This is a genomic window from Planococcus koreensis (genome assembly GCF_004761975.1).
GTDB classification, from domain to species: domain Bacteria; phylum Bacillota; class Bacilli; order Bacillales_A; family Planococcaceae; genus Planococcus; species Planococcus koreensis.
The window spans coordinates 1-17,688 of record NZ_RQII01000026.1; the positions used below are offsets into that span (position 1 = coordinate 1).

Consider the following 17,688-nt stretch of genomic DNA (forward strand, 5'->3'; position numbering starts at 1 on the left):
TTGAAAACCTAGTTGCACAAAAGAAGCGCGCCCTCCAGGCGCGCGATTAAAACGGACATCATTTATTGAAGATCTCTTCCACTTTCTGTGCTACAGCATCTTCATTTTCAACATCTTCAACCAGCAGCGCGAGGACGTACGGCGGCTCTTCTGTCGGGTAGCCGATGAAGAGGCCGTTTTCGTTGCCTTGCGCTTTGATGAGGCTGAGCGATCCGGTGAAGCCGTCGATCGATTCGCGCATTGCCGCTTCGAGCGGTTCGATGTTCGCTTCGCTGATGACGCTGTCGAGCCAGACTTTCGGTGTTTCGCCTGCAAGGAGTGTCGGCTCATAGACCGAACCGCCGTTTTGGAACGCTGTATACAACGCTGCGAGATGCAGGATGTTTGCCTGCACCTGGCCTGCAGCTCCTGGCGCACCGTTTTGGGACAGCGTCGACGGTGTCAATTCGATGGTGAACGGCATCGCTTCGCCGAAACCGAAATCTGCTAAGCGCTTGGCGAATGCTTCGCTTCCTTGCGCCTGCAATTGCGAGTCGTACAGATTATTCGCAGTGGCTCCTATGGTTTTATTCGTTGCATCGGGCTCTACGGTTCCTGCTTCAAGCCCGGCTGCAGCGACGAGCGGATTCAATGCCGCGCCGGGCGTATAGGCTGCGGCGAAGCGGTTGAAAAACACGAGGCGCGGATCATTTGCGAGCTCGCGGTAGCGGCTCTGGGCGATATTCGGGATGAACAGATTTGGATTGAAGCCCGGAGAACTGACGAGCGCGAGCACTTCGCCGGTTTTCGGATCGATGGCTGCGGCTGTACCGGATTTTCCGTCCATCGCGTTGTAAATACGCTTTTGCAGCTCGGCGTCGAGGCTCAGCTTCAAGGCTTCGCCTTGCGCTGCTTCCCGCTCTGATGCGGTAACGGTTTCGCCGCTATTCGCTTTTTGGATCAGGATGCGCCCGGCCGTGACTCCGCGCAATTCGTCTTCGAAGCTTTCCTCCAAGCCGCGGCGGCCGATGACGTCATCAGTTTCGTAGCCCGTGCCTTTGCGCTCGGCCAATTGTTCCGCCGTAATCGGCCCGACAAAGCCGGAGATATGCGACAGCGGCTCGCCAAATGGATAGCTGCGCAAGGTCAGCTCATTGCGCACCGTGCCCGGAATGGCGAACAGCTGGTCCAGCACCGCCTGGTCTTCGCGAATATGGGCAAGCGGCACATAGAAATGCGGCTGCACCCAGCTTTTGCCGAGCTTGGTGGTGATTTCAGCCGGCGTGATATCGAGCAATGCGGCGACGTCAGCGATGCGCTTTTCATCGAACTTCTCAGGGATGACGCCCACTTCATAGCCGACCGCGTTGACGGCGATGCCTTTGCCGTTGCGGTCGACAATATCAGCCCGCGGCGCCAGTTCTTTCACCGCTGAGACCGTGTCGCCCCGCTCGAGCCCTGGCAAAATGAACGACGGATCCCATTCGACGAACCAATTGTCATTCTCGTACAGCAAGCTCATCGTTTTCGTGAACTCGACCGGGCCGCCTGCGCTGTCCATCGCCAATTCCAGCTTGAAATCAGCCGGCAGCTCGCGGCTCCACTCGGCGTCTGACGCCGGTTCGCCAACGTTCACGGCAAGGTTCTGGATAGCCAGCTCGCGATGGAGCTCTTGCTGCCAATCGACAAAAAGCTCTTTGCCGAATGCCCCTTTCGTGCCTTCATTCAAATACGAATCGTACATCTGGACAAAATCCTTTTGCTGCCACAGCCCGATAAATTCTGTGAGCCGCGCTTGTGCAGCAATCTGCTCTTCTGAGACCTGCACCGCTTCTTCTTCCGACTCCGCTTCCGGCGCAGGCTGCGGCTCGTCTTGGCAGGCGGACAGGATTAGGACGAATAAAAGTAAAATGATGGCTCTCATCTTTTTTTCCATACCGGCACCCCCTTTCTTCTTAGTTTAACAGTTTTCTGAATAGTTTGAACTCGTAATTTAGGTTATCATGGAGGAAAGATCCAATACGCTCTAGTCTAAAACGAAAGGCGGTGCTGCGGATGTTCGAGGAAATGAAATCACGGCATTTATTCGGCTGGATGTTGGGCGCGTCGATCGTGTCGATTTTCATCCTGCTGCAGGTCACACAAAACCCGCTTATCATCGACGTCGCGCTGCAGCTGGTGTTCTACGTCGTCGTGCCGGTGTGGTTTTTCAGCTACCACTTCAAAAAGCGCGGCGTGAAACTGCGCCAAATCGTGTTCTTCCGCGGCACTGCGCGCTGGCTGCTTCCTGTTTTCGGGCTTACCGCTCTGTCATTGGCGTTTTCCATCGGCATGATTTGGCTGCTCTTGCGCGCGCTCATGCCGATCGCCCCAGCCGCGGTCGATTTCGTGCTCACACCGCAGCCCCTTCCTGACGCATTATGGTATTTGGTTGCGACCGGCTTTATTGTCGCCGTCATTGGGCCGATTGCGGAAGAGTTCGTATTTCGCGGACTCATCCTGAACCGGCTGATTTCGAAATTCGGTTTCTGGAATGGACTCGGCTTGTCGAGTGCCATTTTCGGCATGTTCCATATCGACTTTTTCGGCGCATTCATGTTCGCGGTCGTCGCGTCGCTCTTGTATTTGAAAACCGGCAATTTGCTTATCCCGATTTTGCTGCACATCGTCAACAACACCGTTGCGGTTTACCAAAGCTTTGTCAATCCGTCTTTCCCGCAATGGCTGATGGTGACGAGCATCAACGACCTTTACACCAAAAGCATGCCGAACCTCATCGTGCTGATTGCCAGCCTCGTGCTGCTGCTGTTTATCATCGCGCGGATGGCCAAGGGCTTGGAAGACCAGCTAAAAGAAGATCAGATTTTTTCGGAATAAATTCTTGGGGAGGTGCAAGGCATGAAAACCCATTTTCTGCCCACGACGCTGCGCGGCCGGATTGGCACGCTGCTCGCGGCTTTGGCGCTGCTGGAATTTTTCGCTCTTTATTTTTTTGCTGAATTGTTCGATGTTATCCGTTCTGAACTGTTAATCACTGCCTTTGGTCTTGTGGCGATGGCCGCCGCTATCACAGGTGCAGTCATGGGCCTGCTCGCTATACGCAAAGACCGGGAGCGCTCCATACTCGTCTATTTGTCCATCGCTTTAGGTGCCGTGGCCGCCGGCTTCGTGCTCGGCAACCTTGTCGGCATTCCGGGTATTTGAAGAAAAAATAAGCTTTTTCACAAAATCCTCAGATGAATGCATTTCGCCTTGGCGAAATGCGCCCTTTTCATAGAAGGAGCCGTTCGCCCCACAGCGAACGGCTTTTCCATTTCAGCTCTTGAACTTGGATGGTGGCGCTCCACTTTTCAGCCTAATCCCACTAGTGCCGGTTAAATTTCAAACAGTTCATGTTAACATCTCGCTAGGTCATGTTGAATCTCACAAACGTCATGTTAAATCACCGCTTCGTCATGTTAACGTCAAATTAATGCTTGTTAACGCGTAAGCCTTCCCCGTACACCCATAAACAGATGCATTTCTCCTCGGCGAAATGCACCTTCTCCATAGAAAGAGCCGTTCGCTGAGGCGAACGGCTCTTCCGTTTATGCACTTGAACTTCCACTCAGCTCGCTGCAGTCTTCGCGAACTGGCTATTGTAAAGGTCGGCGTAGAAGCCGTTGCGTTCGAGCAGCTCGCTGTGCGTGCCTTGTTCGATGACGCGGCCTTTGTCCATCACGAGGATCAAGTCGGCTTCACGGATGGTCGACAGCCTGTGCGCGATGACGAAACTGGTTCGGCCTGTCATCAGCAAGTTCATCGCTTTCTGGATGAGGATCTCGGTCCGTGTGTCGACGCTCGACGTTGCTTCATCGAGTATCATGATCGGCGGGTCGGACAGGATGGCGCGCGCAATCGTCAACAGCTGCTTCTGGCCTTGCGAAATATTCGATGCTTCTTCGTTCAATATCGTGCCATAGCCGTCCGGCAGCGTGCGGATGAAATGGTCGGCGTGCGCCGCTGTTGCCGCTGCGACGATTTCTTCTTCGGTCGCCCCGGTTTTGCCGTAGGCGATATTGTCTTTAATTGTGCCGTTGAACAGCCATGTATCCTGCAGCACCATGCCGAAGTTGCGGCGCAGTTCGCCGCGCGGCAAGTCGCGCGTGTCGATGCCGTCGATAGTGATGCGGCCGGCGTCCAATTCGTAAAAGCGCATCAAGAGATTGATGAGCGTCGTTTTGCCTGCCCCGGTCGGGCCGACGATGGCGACTGTCTGCCCCGGCCGGACTTGGATGTTCATGTCTTCGATCAACGGATTTTCGCCATAGCCGAAGTCGACATGCTCGAACGCGACTGCGCCTTTCGCACGTGTCAAAGATGCACCTTTCGCTTCCTGGCTTTGTTCCCGTTCATCCAGCAGCTCGAAGACGCGCTCTGCTGCAGCGACGGTCGACTGGATGATGTTTGCGATGTTCGCTGTCTGCGTCACCGGTTGGGTGAATTGCCGTGAATAAGTGATGAACGCCTGGATATCCCCGATTGAGATGCGCCCTTGCGTCACCAGGATGCCGCCGGCAACGCTGATCAGCACATAACTGAAGTTGCCGATAAATTGCATAAGCGGCATGATGATGCCGGACATGAACTGGGCTTTGCGCCCGGCTTCGTATAATTGTTCATTCGTTTCGTTGAATTTATGGATTGCTTTCTTTTCGTGTCCGAATGCTTTGACGACCGGGTGTCCGGTGTACATTTCTTCGATATGGCCGTTCAATTCACCGAGCGTGCGCTGCTGGTCGGCGAATTGCGTCTGCGAACGCTTGAGGATCGGCCGGATGACGAACACCGACAGCATAAGGCTGGAAATCGCAATCGCGGTCAATATCGGGCTGATGATCAGCATCATCACTGTGATGCCGATGATTGTCACGAACGATGTGATAAACAGCGTCAAACTTTGCTGCAGCGTTGTGCCGATTGTATCGATATCGTTCGTCACGCGGCTCAGTGTTTCGCCTTTCGCCGTTTGGTCGAAATAATTGAGCGGCAGCCGTTCGAGCTTGGCGCTGACGTCTTCGCGCAAATCGTAGACCGTGTCCTGCGCCACCGTCGACATCAGGTATTGCTGCAAGTACATGAACGCGCTGCTGAAAACATACAGCCCCGCGAGCAGCAATAAAAGCTGGCCAATCGCGTCAAAGTCGATCGTTGCACCCGGTACACCGCGGATTTCACCATATGCGCCTTCGAATAATTCCGTGATCGCCATCCCCATAATCATCGGGCCGATGATCGTAAACACCGTGCTGAGGATTGCCGCAACGAAGACCACCGTCAGACGTGCGCGCCGCGGCTTCAAATACGCAAGCAGCCGCTTCAGCGTCGCTTTGAAATTCTTCGGCTTTTCGCCTGCCATCATCATGTTCGCACCGGGCGGCCCGAAGCCTGGCCCGCCGCGCTGAGGCCGTTTCTTGATGTCGCTCATGCGATCTCCTCCTCTGACAGCTGGGACTCGGCGATTTCCCTATAGACTTTATTGGTGCGCAAGAGTTCTTCGTGGGTTCCCATGCCGGCAATCCGCCCTTTTTCAAGGACGATGATGCGGTCGGCGTCCATCAGCGAACTGACGCGCTGGCCGATGAGCAGCACGGTTGCCTCCCGGGTTTCTTTCTCGAGCGCAGCGCGCAATTTCGAATCGGTCTTGAAATCAAGCGCCGAGAAGCTGTCGTCGAAAATATAGAGATCGGGCTTGCGGATCAGCGCACGCGCAATGGCGAGGCGCTGCTTCTGCCCGCCGGACAGATTCGAGCCGCCTTGCTCGACGTACGTATCGTAGCCGTCTTCCATCGAGCGGATAAAGTCGTCCGCTTGTGCGATAGTTGCGGCGTGTTCGATTTCATACGGTTCCGCGTCTTGTTTGCCAAAACGGATATTGTCCGCTACAGTTCCGGAAAACAAAATTGATTTCTGCGGCACAAAGCCGATTTTCGAACGGATTTCATCTTGCGAAGCGTCGCGGATGTCGACGCCATTGACGCGGATCGATCCCGCCGATACTTCGTAGAAACGCGGAATCAAATTGATCAGCGTCGATTTGCCGGAACCGGTCCCGCCGATGATCGCCGTCGTCTCGCCGGCTTTTGCTCGGAACGTTATGTCCGACAGCACCGGCTCTTCCGCTCCCGGGTAGCTGAACGTCACGTGTTCGAACTCGAGCGTGCCGCGTTCGCGGTCGGCTGTTTGAGTGCCGAGGTCTTGGAACGCCGGACGCATTGCCAGCACTTCGTTGATGCGGTTCGCTGACACGGCTGCTCGCGGCACCATGATGAACATCATCGACGCCATGACGAGCGCGAACATGATGAGCATGACGTATTGGATAAATGCCATCAAATCGCCGATTTGCATCGCGCCGTTATTGATGCGGATGCCGCCGAACCAGATAATCGCGACGACAGTCAAATTCATGACCAGCATCATCACCGGCATCAGGAACGCCATGATTTTATTGACGCGGATTGAGACGTCCGTCAGTTCGCGGTTCGCCTTCTCAAGCCGGACCTGTTCCTGCGGTTCGCGCGTGAACGCCCGGATGACGCGGATGCCCGTCAAGTTTTCGCGCAGCACCAAATTCAGCCGGTCGAGCCGCTTCTGCACTTCCGTGAACAACGGAATGCCTTTTTTCAGGATGAATAAAATCGATACTACCAAGACCGGCATCGCGCCGATGATGACGAGCGACAACCGCGCGTCTTTCGAAATCGCCATGATGAGCCCGCCGACCAGCATGATCGGCGCACTGACGACCATGCGCAGCATCACCAAGACCACTTGCTGTACTTGCGTGATGTCGTTCGTTGTCCGGGTGATGAGCGATGCAGTCCCTACTTCATCAAACTCCTGCAACGAAAACTGCTCGACGTGCGTGAACACTTGGCGCCGCACATCGCGCCCCATTCCCATTGCGGCTTTCGACGAGAAATAACTCGCCGCCACTGACGCCGCTGCGCCAAACGCCGAAACCGCCAGCATCCAGCCGCCGATCTGCCAGATATACGGCACATCGCCAAGCACAACGCCATTATCAATAATGTCGGCCATCAGCGTCGGCAAAAACAAATCCGCCATCGCTTGGATGAACACCAGCAAAAACACCATTCCCACAAGCCATTTATAGACTTTTAAATTCCTCAGGATTTTCAGCATATCCGCCGCCCCCTTCATTTCTCCATTGCTGCAGCTCTAAAGCTCCATAAGGGTTTGCTTTTAAGCTACTGCTTTTTAAAGAAACTGTCAAAATGCAGGCACGCTTTTGCCCAAGAAAATCTGCGAATATTTTCCTTTGCAATATGGTGAGGCGGAATACGCTCTTTTAGATAGAAAGAGCCGCTTTTCCGTTTTTTCACTTGGACTGGGGTGTGGCTCAAAAGCTGTGAGTTTGCCAATGCCTGTTAATTTTCGATTCATGCATGTTTTACTCCCAGCAATGCATGTTGAATCGCCGATACTTCATGGTAACGCGATTTGCCCAGCGGACTTTTGAAAAGTCGCATGAATGATTCGTTTCAATGGATAGGCGGCTGGAGGTTTTATTGGTAAACTAAGGAATATGAGTCGAAAAAATAACCGGGGTGAATAGGATGAAGTTTCACGTTTTGGGGGAGAATACGAAATTGGAGATTGATGTGCTGCAGCGGAATTATCCGGACAGCACGGATTTTTGGGATGCCAATTGGATCGCTTCGGTAATCCATCTGGAAATTCCCGGTTATATCGTGCATTTCGAAGCCGACTTGCGGACGGATGAACTGCGGGATTTTGTCGACGAGCTGCGCTCGATGAACGAAAATCTCGGCGGCACCGCCATCTTGAAAAATCTGGACAGTTATATTTACCTCGAAGGCGCGATGGATTTGCGCGGCAAGATTTCCTGGAATATCGAAACGTGCTATCCGGCTGGCATCGGCGCCGAGCTGACGTGTGATTTCGAATCAGACCAGACTTATTTGCGGATTTTGATCGATGAACTCGATCGGGTGCTGGAGGCGTTTCCGGTGCTTGGAAAAAATCCGAAATAACAGCGTGCGCCGGATAGGAGCGGATGGTCCATGAGAAAATCGACATTCATTAGCTTTATCGTTTTATTGATTTTGCTGAGCCTTTATTTCCTGGCTATCGATCCGCTGCTTGCAGACAATCGGTGGGCTGCGTTTTTCATTTACATGCTGATGTTTGCTGGCTTGAGCCTGCTAACGAAAAAATTGCATGGCTTCGCCAAATTGGACAAGCGCTTTGATGGACAAACTAGCGTCTGGCTGGTGGCCGGCGCCTTGCTGTTCTTCACCGTGTTCATATCCGCCTGGCAATAAATCCACAAAAAAAGCACAATCGGCTCAAAACCGATTGTGCTTTTGCTTTTATTTGAATACTTCCGCGGCCATCCCTGCAACATAATCACTGCCGCCGTTATCTTCCACGTTTTCGATCATCATTGCCAATACGAAATCCGGATTTGCGGAATCGTATGTGACGAAAAAGCCGTTTTCTTTGCCGCGGTCTTCGCCGGCCGCTTTCAATTCTGCGGTTCCGGTTTTCCCGGCAAGCGGTGCTTCGTCAATGTTCGCTGACTGCGCGTAGCCGTCAACGACGACGTTGCGCATGCCTTCGCGGAGCGTCGCTGCGTTTTCAGCACTCACCAAGCCTTCTTTCCACACTTGACCGTCTTCTTCTTCCATTAACAAAGTCGGTTTGTACATCGTGCCGTCCGTGATGAACGGCGTATACATCGACGCCAAATGGACAATGTTCGCAAGCATCTGTCCTTGGCCGAATGACGTATCCGCCAATTGTCCGGCCGAAGCGATCGTGCCTTCATTGGAAATCTGCGACGCCGCCAGCCCAATCGGAAATTCGATTGTCTCGCCAAAACCGTAATCGTTCAATCCGGCGATAAATGTTTCCGCCCCCATGTTCAACGCCTGTTGGGCGAAATAAATATTGTCCGAATAAACGAGTGCAATGTTCAAGTCGACCGGATTCGGCGCTTCCGGATGCAAACGAGACACTTTGTAATCGCCCCACGCCGCATCTTTCTGCCACGTTTCGCCGTTGATCGTGATGCCTTCTGCCGGCTTGAGCGTTCCCGCTTCCATGCCGATTGCTGCCGTCACCGGCTTCAATGTCGAGCCCGGTGCGTAGGCTGCTTTGAAACGGTTAAACAGCGGATTGGCCGGGTCTTCTTCCAATGCTTTATACTGTTCGCCGCTAAGGCCTAGCATAAAGCGGTTCGGATCAAAGCCAGGCGACGAAACCAATGCCAAGGTCTCCCCTGTTTCGGGATCGACCGCGGCGCTTGTTCCCGGTTCGCCTTTCATGGCGTCATATGCCGTTTTCTGCAATTCGGCGTCAATCGTCAGCTGTACCGTTTCGCCGTCTTCCACCGGCTGTTCGGCAATATCAACCGGTTCGCTGCCTTCTGCCGGCTTTTCAATCCAGATTTTCAAGCCGTCTTTGCCGCGGAGCCGGTCTTCAAGCGCTTGTTCAAGCCCTTGGCGGCCGATCATGTCGCCCGCCGTGTAGCCATCCGCTTTGCGCTCTTCTAATTGTTCAGCGGTGATGCTGCCGATATAGCCTGTCACATGCGATAAAGATTCACCATACGGGTATTCACGCATCGACGTTTTTTGCGCGCCGACGCCCGGAATCTTCACCACTGCGTCGATCACTTTGTCATCTGTGCGCGCCACTTTCGCGATTGGCACGAACATTTCGGGTTGCACCCAGCTTTGGTTTAAGCTGCCGTCGATTGCTTCGACTGTCGTATTGAGCAATTCGGCCAGTTCTTGTTTTTTCGTTTCATCCGTGAATTTTTCCGGCACGATGCCGATATTGAAACCGCCGCCGTTAATGGCAACCGGCACGTTATTGCGGTCCATTATTTCGCCGCGTGCCGCTTTGATGCGGTCGATGCGGATTTTGTCTTCGGCTTCAAGCTGCGGGAAAATGAACGAAGGATTCCATTCAACGAACCAGCCTTCTTCTTCCCCCTGCTCTTCGAAGAGCAATGTCATCTGCTGTTCAAACTCGACCGGACCAGCGATTGTGTCCATCTTCACCTGCACCGGAAAATCGGCCGGCTCTTCTTCATTCCATTCCGTGTCTTCAGGAGGCGCTGTATACGAAACTTCCAGATTCTCAATGCCGAGATCGTCCTGGATTTTTTGCTGGCGCTCAACAAACTGCGCCGGTTCGAAAGCGCCCTTCGTGCCTTCATTCAAATACCCTTCGTACATCTCCGTGAATTCGCTTTTATTCCAATGGCTTATGTATTCGGCCAGCCTGTCTTCCGGTGTTGTTTGTTTGTTGCAGCCGGCGAGCACGAGTAAAAGCACAGCCGCCAATGCCGCGATGATCATTTTTTTCATGTAATTGCCCCCTGTCCATCCCTTTATTTTACAATAAATCCGAAGAAAAGTTAAACGAGGGCTCTTCGGGGGCTCTGCAAAAAACGCAAATAAAAAAGCAGGAGAAAAGCCTAAGCTTTTCTCCTGCCAATCATTTGGCAGCACTTTATTTATCTGTCGGTATACGAATCTTTAGGGATCTTGTAAACCCGCGCTTCATATGGAAGCAATTGCGCCGGATCGACGTCCTGGTAATTTGCCAACAGCAGCGTCGAGCCTTCAGGCGCAGCACCGCAAAGACAGGCGTGCTGGGCAAGATTGCTAACGATGAGCACTTTATCATCGCCGTATTCACGCGTGTAGGCAAATACGGCATCGTGTCCCATTTCGACAAGCTTATACTCGCCGTAGACGAAGACGTCCATATTCTTGCGCAGCCAGATCATCTGTTTATAGAATGACAGGACCGAATGCGGATCGCCTTCCTGCGCATCGACGTTCAGCCATTGGTAGTTCGGATTGAGGTGGAGCCACGGCTGGCCTGTCGAGAAGCCGGCGTGGAGGCCGTTGTTCCATTGCATCGGCGTCCGCGAGTGGTCGCGGCTTGTGGCGCGCAGCAGCGTCATGATCGCCTCGTGCTCCATGCCTGTTTCTTTTTTGTGGAAATACAGGTTATGCGTGTGGACATCGTCGAAATGCTCCAATTCTTCAAACGGTGCGTTCGACATGCCAATTTCCTGGCCCTGATAGATGAACGGCGTCCCTTGCATGAAGAAATACATGCAGCCTAATGCCGTCGCGCTTTCACGCCAGTACAAATGGTCATTCCCCCAAGTCGAAACAACGCGCGGCTTGTCATGATTTTCGATGAATAAGGCATTCCAGCCAACACCGTTCACTTTTTTCTGCCATTTGCTGAGCACTTGCTTCAGTTCTGGCACGTTGACGCCGTTGCGCACTTCGATGTTCCACAAGCCGATGTCCTCGAATTGGAAAATCATATTGAATTTGCCTGTCTCGGTGCTGACCCAGTCGTGGATTTCATCCGCTGATACGCCGTTCGCTTCGCCAACGGTCATGATATCGTGCTTGGCGAAGGTTTCGTCGTATAATTCCTGCAGCAACGGCTGAATGCCGTCGACATTCATCATTTTCTCCCACGCTGGCACAAACAAATGGCCTTCCCCATCTTCCACGTTCGTGTAATCTTTTTTGATGTGGCTGATGGCGTCGACGCGGAATCCATCGATTCCTCTTTCAATCCACCAATTGACCATTTTATAAAGTTCACGGCGGACTTCCGGGTTCTCCCAGTTCAAGTCCGGCTGTTTTTTCGAAAAGATGTGCAAATAATACTGCCCCGTCTTTTCGTCGTATTCCCAGGCTGGACCGCCGAATATGCTCTCCCAGTTTAACGGTTCGTCGCGCCAGACATACCAGTCGCGCTTTGGATTGTCGCGGGATGACCGCGATTCCAAAAACCATGGATGTTCGTCGCTCGTATGGTTGATCACCAAATCGATGATCAGCTTCATGCCGCGCGCGTGCACTTCTTCCATCAAACGGTCGAAATCATCCATCGTGCCGAATTCTTCCAAAATCGCCTGATAGTCGCTGATGTCGTAGCCGTTGTCATCGTTCGGTGATTCATACATGGGACAAATCCAAATCACATCAATGCCAAGGTCTTTCAAGTAATCCAGTTTGCTCGCGATGCCGTTGATATCGCCAAGGCCATTGCCGTCAGAATCCATGAAACTGCGCGGATAGACTTGGTAGACGACCGCTTCTTTCCACCATTTTTTATCCATATCCGATCCCTCTCAAAGACGACGGCAAGATCCCCTTTCAATCAGTCGGGAAGGAACTACGACTTGTTTCGGAGGTACCGATTCGTCCGTTATTTTCTCTAATACCAATTCCGCCGCGTGCAGCCCCAAATCATAAATCGAAATGTCCACTGTGCTGAGCGGCGGCTTCAAATGCCTTGAAATGGCATGGTTGTTAAAACCGATGATGGAGACGTCTTCGGGTACGCTGATTTCCAGGTCCTCGAGATAGCCGATCACTTCGTACGCCACCATATCATCGTGCGTGACAATCGCCGTCGGCGGGATGTCGAGCGCCATCAGGCGGCGGATTGCTTCGCGTTCGTTGCCGTGCATGAATTCCTGGTTGACCGTATATGCAGCGTCAAACGGGATGCCGTGTTGCTTGAGCGCCAGCTTATAGCCTTCCAGCCGGTCGAGCGACACGACGAAATCCGCTGCGCCGCCGACAAATGCAATATGCCGGTGGCCAAGGCCGACCAAGTATTCGACAACCTCTTTGGCGTTATTGATGTTGTCGTTGTCGACATAAGATACGGCGCATGGATCTTTGAACGGCCGCCCGACGACTGCGAACGGAATGCCGCTTTGGCAAAGATACTCCATGACCGGATCACCGATTTTCGAATACAGCAGGATGATGCCGTCCACCCGTTTGCCTTGCGCCATTTCGACGACTTCGCGGTAAATTTCTTCCTGCGTGGCGCCAGTCGACAAATACAAGCCGTACTGGCTGCCATGCGCCCGTGTCGAGATGCCGCGCAGCACTTCCGGGAAGAAGGGATTTTGAAATGCCAATGTAGCCGAGTTTTCCATGATGATGCCAAGTGTCTGGCTCTTTTTCGCTACCAGGTTGCGGGCCTGGAAATTCGGGTAATAACCCATGATTTTCATCACTTCCCGCACCTTCTCTTTTGTCTTGCCTGTGATCCGCGGATTGTCGGCTATCACCCGGGACACGGTGGCCGGCGACACGCCAGCCCGTTTTGCAACGTCTTTGATCGTGACTGCCATTTTACCGTCCCCCTTATTTTACTGCCCCATCCGATACCCCTTTGATGATTTCGCGCTGAGCGAAGAAGTAGAAGATGATGACCGGGACGATAGCAAGCGTCAATCCTGCAAGCGCCAAATGCCATTGCTTCGTATATTCTCCGAAGAAGAAGAACATCTTCAGTGGAATCGTTTCGCTTCCCGGTGTGTTAATGACGAGTGATGGCAGAAGGTAATCGTTCCAGATCCAGATGATGTTGAGGATTGCCACCGTTACCGTAATCGGCTTCAGGATCGGGAAGATGATGTGCCAGAACACTTGCCAGCGATTCGCTCCATCGATTGTCGCCGCTTCATCAAGTGAACGCGGGATATTGTTCAGCGCTCCGTGGTACAGGAAAATGGAAAGGCTTGCGCCGAATCCGAGATACATGAAGATCAAACCGCCGCGGTTCAGCATTTCGAATTTGCCGAATACTGTCACGAGCGGAATCATCACGGATTGGAATGGGATCAGCATCGCTGCCACGAATGTGAAAAACAGCACAGTGCTGAGCCTGCTTTTGGCGCGAGATAACGCATAAGCCGCCATGGCCGAGAAGACGATGATCAAAACCACGCTGACGACGGTGATCAATAATGAATTGAACAGCGTGCGCATGAAATCGAGCTCCTCGAAAGCGGTGATGTAATTATCAAAGCTCCATGCTTCCGGAGGGCGGATCGTATCCATGAAAATTTCTTTTTTCGATTTGAACGAGTTGACGAACATCAGGTAAAACGGCAGCAGCCACAAGATGGCAAGAAACAATCCGAGAACTTCCAGTTTGATATTCCACTTTTTCCGCATTACATTTCGACCTCCTTGCGTTTATTCAGATACACTTGCACAAGGGCGATAATGGCAACGATCACAAAGAAGATGACGGCTTTTGCCTGCGCGTAAGCAAAGGCATTTTGCATGAACGCCGTCTTGAAGATTTCCATTGCGACCATTTCAGTCGAATTGTAAGGTCCGCCGCCTGTCAGCGACAAGTTTTGGTCGTACAGCTTGAACGTATTGGACAGCGTCAGGAACATGCTGACCGTGAACGCAGGAGCAACGAGCGGAAAAACGACATAACGGAAACGCTGGAACGATGATGCCCCGTCGATTTCAGAAGCCTCCAACAGCTCTTTTGGCATCCCTTCCAAATAAGCGATGTAGATGACCATTATGTAACCTGCCATCTGCCAACTCATCAAAATGACCAAGCCCCAGAATCCGGTGTCCGTTGTGGACAGCCAGCCCTGCAAACTTTCCATTCCGATGATTTCGCCGACACTGGCGAATACTTTGATGAAGATGAATTGCCAGATGAAACCCAAGATCAATCCGCCGATCAAGTTCGGCATGAAGAACGTCGTGCGCAATAATTTGCTTGAGCGGACGCGTCCTGTAACAAGCAGCGCCAGCGATAAGCCGATCAAGTTGATCAAGATGACCGATACGATCGAGAACTTTGTTGTGAACCAAAGCGAATCCATGAAACGCTGGTCATTGAACAAGTCGATGTAGTTTTGGAATCCGACGAATTCCCCCGTGTCGATGCCGTTCCAAGTGGTAAATGAGTAATAGACGCCTAGAAGCATTGGAACGATGACAACTAGCGTAAGCGCCAGCAAAACCGGGGCAAGAAACAACCAATAGGATAAATCTTTCGTACGCATACAGGCATCTTTCCTTCCTTAAATTATACCGTGAAAGCCCTAGTAACAAAACAAAGTAGCACGGAGGCTACTTTGTTTTACCACTCAAATTATGAAAATTGACGCTATTCCGACTTATTTAGCCCGGTCTGTTTCCCAAGCTTTTTTAGCTGAATCAATGACTTCTTCCCAGCTAGCTTCTTCGCTCAGGTATTTCTGGATATTAGCCCCAAGTTCGTCCTGTCCCCATCCAGTCGGATAGCCCATGAATACCCATCCGATTGTGTTGCCTGACTCGGAAGCGTCATAGATGGCTTTAGACATTGGATCAGAGATTTTCGAAGTGTCATAGCCTTCGTAAGCAGGGATGAATTTGAAGTCTTCCAATACAGCTGTTTTACCTGCATCAGATGTGTAAAGCCAGTCCAAGAATTCTTTCGATTCTTTGACGACGTTTTCGTCAGCTTTCTTGTTTACGCCCCAGTACATCGGTACGCCAACTGGCAAGCCAGCATTTTCAATGCCTTCTACAGGAATCGGCATAAGGCCGACGCCGTTGTCAGCTAGTTCAGGATCGATTCCTGCGATTGAGCCATAAGCCCAGTTTCCTTGCTGGATGATCGCAACGCGCTCAAGCGAGAACAATTCTTCCACTTGTTGAGAGTAGTCAAGGCTCACTGTCGGCTGTTTCGAGTATTCGTTTTGCAAGTCTACAATTTTCTTGAAACCGTCAGCGTATTTGAAGTCGACTGTTTTTGCGTCGAATGCTGTCAATACGTTGTTGTCAAATTCAGGCGCAAGGAATGTGTTTGATAAGTGAAGTCCAGTAACCCACGTTTCTTTGCCTGGGAAAGCGAACACTGATTCAAGGCCAAGTTCTTCTTTTTTCGAATCCAATGTTTTCACAGCTTCTTCAAGCGATGCGAAATCAGTGATCGATGCAGGATCGATTCCCGCTTCTTCGAATAGGCGCGTGTTGTAGATGAAGCCGTATCCTTCTTGGTTATAAGGAAGTCCAAGAACTTCAGACTCAACCGTTACACCATCAAGCGTGCCGTCAAGAGCTGCGCCTGCTGCTGCTGTGTCGGTCAAGTCAGACAAATTGTCTTTCCAGTCCGCGACATCCTGGGGTCCACCGATGTTGAAGATTGCCGGTTCGTTGCCAGATGCAAAACGTGAACGAAGCGCGGCGCCGTAATCTTCCCCGCCGCCGACAGTCGTGATTTCAATGTTGACGTTCGGGTTCTCTTCTTCGTAAAGCGCTACTACGTCTTCAAACTGGTCTTTGAATTCCACTTTGAATTGGAAGATGTCAACTGTTACTTCTTCTTCGCCGCCGCCTTCAGATCCTGAAGCGTTTTCTTCCCCACTATTGCATCCTGCCAAAACTGCTGCTGATAGCATTAATGACGCTACAAGCCCCTTGCTGAACTTTAAATCCTTCATCAGTAAATCCCCCTTTGGATTATCGTGCAATCGTTTGCACAAATTAGCAAATAAAAAGCGGAAACGGTTTAGAAAGCGTTTCCAGTTATTAATTATTTGTATCATAACACCGTGAGAACGTTTGCACAAGATGTAATTTTAAAAATAATTACATTTTTTTAGGTGATGTATTTTACAGCGGCGATAGGAAGCAAAACAGCGGCGAAGAGATGGCCCGATGATCTTTGGGACGTGTCTTTGCGGCTTTTACTTGCGCCATCTTGAAATCACTTGCGGAAACCTGTGTGTTACTTGCAGCAAATGCCTGTTTACTTGCGGCAAACCGCTTGTTACTTGCAGCATCCATTTTTACTTGCGGCAAACGATGGGTTACTTGCGCCATCCTGAATTCATTTGCAGCAAATCATCATTTACTTGCGGAATCGGCCAAATAAAAAAAGCAGGAACGGCGCTTTCGCCATCCTGCCTGCTTTGAAGATTTTAATATTCGAGTACCAACAGCGCTGCACCCAGAATGCCGGCGTCGTTTTCAAAACGCGCCACTTCGATATCCAAAGGATTCAACAGCATCGGTTCCAATTGGTGCTGGAGCGATTTCATCCACAAGTCCGCAGCTTCTGACACGCCGCCGCCGATGATGACCATTTCCATGTCGAAAGCAGCTTGCAGGCTGCTGATGACGAGCGCCAAGTCAAACGTGAATTCTTCCACGACTTGTTTTGCTGCCGGATCTGTTTTGGCGTTTTCAAAAAGCTTCGGCGGTGTGATCGTAAGCCCCGCTTCTTTGATGCGGCGTCGAAGCGCTGTGCCGGATACATACATTTCGCTGCAGCCCAAGCGTCCGCAAGCGCATTTCACGCCATTCGGATAAAGGATCATATGGCCTAGCTCAGCCGCACCGCCGTGCGGACCGCCGCTTAATAATTCGCCGTCCCACAGCACGCCGCCTCCAAGGCCGGTGCCGAGCGTCAATACGACGACGCGGTCAAGCCCTTGCGCAGCGCCGAATTTCGCTTCTGCGAGCGCTACAACATTGGCGTCATTTTCCACTTCGACGCGTTTGCCCGTCGCGCGTTCCAGCCATTCTTTGATTGGTGTACCGGTCCATCCCGGAAGCGTTTCCGCCGCGTAGATGACTTTCCCCTGTTTCGGATCCACAAAGCCGTGCGTGCCGACCCCGATAGCGCTGATGTCCGGACGCAGCGCCAAAATGCGCAGGACGTTTTCTTCCAAATACGGATACAGCGGGATGATCGTGGGAATCTGTTCTTCGTATAAAATCTTGCCTCCAGCATCAATGACGCCCATGCGGATTTTTGTGCCGCCAATGTCAATTCCTAATACGTTTGCCATAGTTCCTCCTGTTA

The 17,688-nt window shown here is 51.9% G+C and carries 16 protein-coding genes; 4 read left to right on the forward strand and 12 right to left on the reverse strand.

Features of this window, described 5'->3' with window-relative positions:
• Window positions 1-58 precede the first annotated feature (58 nt).
• Window positions 59-1,915 (reverse strand): penicillin-binding transpeptidase domain-containing protein, encoded by a 1,857-nt coding sequence (locus EGV91_RS06205; RefSeq protein ID WP_135501749.1) that lies wholly within the window; start codon window positions 1,913-1,915, stop codon window positions 59-61.
• Window positions 1,916-2,034: 119 nt separating this feature from the next.
• On the opposite strand from EGV91_RS06205, the gene EGV91_RS06210 reads away from it, so the two are divergent.
• Window positions 2,035-2,856, forward strand: coding sequence for a CPBP family intramembrane glutamic endopeptidase (locus EGV91_RS06210; RefSeq protein ID WP_135501751.1), 822 nt, complete (start codon window positions 2,035-2,037; stop codon window positions 2,854-2,856).
• Between the two features lie 21 nt (window positions 2,857-2,877).
• Window positions 2,878-3,183 carry a hypothetical protein gene (locus tag EGV91_RS06215; RefSeq protein WP_135501753.1) on the forward strand — a complete coding sequence of 102 codons (306 nt, stop codon included), beginning with the start codon at window positions 2,878-2,880 and terminating at the stop codon, window positions 3,181-3,183.
• Window positions 3,184-3,586: 403 nt separating this feature from the next.
• Here the strand turns inward: EGV91_RS06215 and EGV91_RS06220 are convergent, their stop codons facing one another.
• From EGV91_RS06220 to EGV91_RS17110, 3 genes are all read right to left on the reverse strand, one after another.
• Window positions 3,587-5,446: an ABC transporter ATP-binding protein gene (locus EGV91_RS06220; protein WP_135501755.1), complete on the reverse strand. Its 1,860-nt coding sequence runs from the start codon at window positions 5,444-5,446 to the stop codon at window positions 3,587-3,589.
• Window positions 5,443-7,167 (reverse strand): ABC transporter ATP-binding protein, encoded by a 1,725-nt coding sequence (locus EGV91_RS06225; RefSeq protein ID WP_135501757.1) that lies wholly within the window; start codon window positions 7,165-7,167, stop codon window positions 5,443-5,445. The genes EGV91_RS06220 and EGV91_RS06225 overlap by 4 nt, the downstream gene beginning before the upstream one ends.
• Before the next feature lie 87 nt (window positions 7,168-7,254).
• On the reverse strand, window positions 7,255-7,428 hold the full coding sequence (locus EGV91_RS17110) for a hypothetical protein (RefSeq protein WP_158290582.1): 174 nt from the start codon (window positions 7,426-7,428) through the stop codon (window positions 7,255-7,257).
• 173 nt (window positions 7,429-7,601) lie between these two features.
• Here EGV91_RS17110 and EGV91_RS06230 point away from each other — a divergent pair, with 173 nt between their 5' ends.
• Window positions 7,602-8,039 carry a WapI family immunity protein gene (locus EGV91_RS06230; RefSeq protein ID WP_135501759.1) on the forward strand — a complete coding sequence of 146 codons (438 nt, stop codon included), beginning with the start codon at window positions 7,602-7,604 and terminating at the stop codon, window positions 8,037-8,039.
• Between the two features lie 30 nt (window positions 8,040-8,069).
• On the forward strand, window positions 8,070-8,330 hold the full coding sequence (locus EGV91_RS06235) for a hypothetical protein (protein WP_135501761.1): 261 nt from the start codon (window positions 8,070-8,072) through the stop codon (window positions 8,328-8,330).
• A 48-nt stretch (window positions 8,331-8,378) separates the two neighbouring features.
• On the opposite strand, the gene EGV91_RS06240 is transcribed toward EGV91_RS06235, so the two are convergent.
• From EGV91_RS06240 to EGV91_RS06275, 8 genes are all read right to left on the reverse strand, one after another.
• Window positions 8,379-10,385, reverse strand: coding sequence for a penicillin-binding transpeptidase domain-containing protein (locus tag EGV91_RS06240; protein ID WP_135501763.1), 2,007 nt, complete (start codon window positions 10,383-10,385; stop codon window positions 8,379-8,381).
• Window positions 10,386-10,534: 149 nt separating this feature from the next.
• Window positions 10,535-12,175 (reverse strand): glycoside hydrolase family 13 protein, encoded by a 1,641-nt coding sequence (locus tag EGV91_RS06245; RefSeq protein WP_135501765.1) that lies wholly within the window; start codon window positions 12,173-12,175, stop codon window positions 10,535-10,537.
• Between the two features lie 12 nt (window positions 12,176-12,187).
• Entirely contained in the window at window positions 12,188-13,207 is a 1,020-nt protein-coding gene (locus tag EGV91_RS06250) for a LacI family DNA-binding transcriptional regulator (protein ID WP_135501767.1), read from the reverse strand.
• Window positions 13,208-13,220: 13 nt separating this feature from the next.
• Window positions 13,221-14,036, reverse strand: a complete 816-nt coding sequence (locus EGV91_RS06255; RefSeq protein WP_135501769.1) for a carbohydrate ABC transporter permease — start codon at window positions 14,034-14,036, stop codon at window positions 13,221-13,223.
• Window positions 14,036-14,896: a carbohydrate ABC transporter permease gene (locus tag EGV91_RS06260; protein WP_135501771.1), complete on the reverse strand. Its 861-nt coding sequence runs from the start codon at window positions 14,894-14,896 to the stop codon at window positions 14,036-14,038. Before EGV91_RS06260 ends, EGV91_RS06255 begins: the two co-directional genes overlap by 1 nt.
• A 114-nt stretch (window positions 14,897-15,010) precedes the next feature.
• The gene (locus tag EGV91_RS06265; protein ID WP_135501773.1) at window positions 15,011-16,321 is read right to left on the reverse strand and encodes an ABC transporter substrate-binding protein; all 1,311 of its coding nucleotides are present in this window, start codon (window positions 16,319-16,321) and stop codon (window positions 15,011-15,013) included.
• Window positions 16,322-16,493: 172 nt separating this feature from the next.
• A complete protein-coding gene (locus tag EGV91_RS06270; protein WP_135501776.1) occupies window positions 16,494-16,703 on the reverse strand; it encodes a hypothetical protein in 210 nt (69 codons plus the stop codon).
• A gap of 98 nt (window positions 16,704-16,801) precedes the next feature.
• Complete coding sequence (locus tag EGV91_RS06275; protein WP_135501778.1) at window positions 16,802-17,674, reverse strand: ROK family protein; 873 nt, start codon at window positions 17,672-17,674, stop codon at window positions 16,802-16,804.
• Between the last annotated feature and the right edge of the window lie 14 nt (window positions 17,675-17,688).

Coding starts and splice junctions, on each gene's coding strand:
- EGV91_RS17110 (WP_158290582.1), bottom strand. CDS start 7,428: ATGAATCGAAAATTAACAGGCATTGGCAAACTCACAGCTTTTGAGCCA.
- EGV91_RS06220 (WP_135501755.1), bottom strand. CDS start 5,446: ATGAGCGACATCAAGAAACGGCCTCAGCGCGGCGGGCCAGGCTTCGGG.
- EGV91_RS06265 (WP_135501773.1), bottom strand. CDS start 16,321: ATGAAGGATTTAAAGTTCAGCAAGGGGCTTGTAGCGTCATTAATGCTA.
- EGV91_RS06275 (WP_135501778.1), bottom strand. CDS start 17,674: ATGGCAAACGTATTAGGAATTGACATTGGCGGCACAAAAATCCGCATG.
- EGV91_RS06230 (WP_135501759.1), top strand. CDS start 7,602: ATGAAGTTTCACGTTTTGGGGGAGAATACGAAATTGGAGATTGATGTG.
- EGV91_RS06205 (WP_135501749.1), bottom strand. CDS start 1,915: ATGGAAAAAAAGATGAGAGCCATCATTTTACTTTTATTCGTCCTAATC.
- EGV91_RS06210 (WP_135501751.1), top strand. CDS start 2,035: ATGTTCGAGGAAATGAAATCACGGCATTTATTCGGCTGGATGTTGGGC.
- EGV91_RS06225 (WP_135501757.1), bottom strand. CDS start 7,167: ATGCTGAAAATCCTGAGGAATTTAAAAGTCTATAAATGGCTTGTGGGA.
- EGV91_RS06250 (WP_135501767.1), bottom strand. CDS start 13,207: ATGGCAGTCACGATCAAAGACGTTGCAAAACGGGCTGGCGTGTCGCCG.
- EGV91_RS06245 (WP_135501765.1), bottom strand. CDS start 12,175: ATGGATAAAAAATGGTGGAAAGAAGCGGTCGTCTACCAAGTCTATCCG.
- EGV91_RS06270 (WP_135501776.1), bottom strand. CDS start 16,703: ATGGCGCAAGTAACCCATCGTTTGCCGCAAGTAAAAATGGATGCTGCA.
- EGV91_RS06215 (WP_135501753.1), top strand. CDS start 2,878: ATGAAAACCCATTTTCTGCCCACGACGCTGCGCGGCCGGATTGGCACG.
- EGV91_RS06255 (WP_135501769.1), bottom strand. CDS start 14,036: ATGCGGAAAAAGTGGAATATCAAACTGGAAGTTCTCGGATTGTTTCTT.
- EGV91_RS06260 (WP_135501771.1), bottom strand. CDS start 14,896: ATGCGTACGAAAGATTTATCCTATTGGTTGTTTCTTGCCCCGGTTTTG.
- EGV91_RS06240 (WP_135501763.1), bottom strand. CDS start 10,385: ATGAAAAAAATGATCATCGCGGCATTGGCGGCTGTGCTTTTACTCGTG.
- EGV91_RS06235 (WP_135501761.1), top strand. CDS start 8,070: ATGAGAAAATCGACATTCATTAGCTTTATCGTTTTATTGATTTTGCTG.